The sequence below is a fragment of the Cupriavidus sp. GW823-FHT06D04 genome (genome assembly GCF_058795055.1).
In genome coordinates, this window is sequence record NZ_JBXAHL010000133.1 from 1 (window position 1) to 533 (window position 533).

The 533-nt window shown below is 66.4% G+C and carries 1 protein-coding gene; it reads right to left on the bottom strand.

Going from position 1 to position 533, the window contains the following annotated elements; all coding sequences use genetic code 11:
• The coding region (gene bioB, locus AC1Q7H_RS39925; RefSeq protein ID WP_492382524.1) for a biotin synthase BioB at nucleotides 1-533 on the bottom strand (533 nt) is incomplete at both ends.

Genomic DNA, 533 nt, shown 5'->3' on the forward strand with positions numbered 1-533 from the left:
TGCGGGTTGCCGGTGGTCAGCAGCTTTTCGCCGTAAAAAATGGAATTGGCGCCGGCCATGAAGCACAGCGCCTGCAACGCTTCGTCCATGGCCTCGCGGCCGGCGGACAGGCGCACCATGGCGCGCGGCATGGTGATGCGTGCCACGGCAATGGTGCGGACGAACTCGAACGGGTCCAGCGCCTCGGTGCCCGCCAGCGGCGTGCCCTCGACCTGGACCAGGTTGTTGATGGGCACCGACTCCGGATACGGGTCCATATTGGCCAGCTGCGCGATCAGTCCGGCGCGCGCTTCGCGCCCCTCGCCCATGCCCACGATGCCGCCGCAGCAGACATTGATGCCGGCGTCGCGCACATGGCCGATGGTGTCGAGCCGGTCCTGGTAGGTGCGCGTGGTGATGATCTTGCCGTAGAACTCCGGCGAGGTATCCAGGTTGTGGTTGTAGTAGTCCAGCCCCGCGTCCTTGAGCTGCTGCGCCTGCTCGGCCTTGAGCATGCCCAGCGTGACGCAGGTCTCCAGGCCCATCGCCTTCAC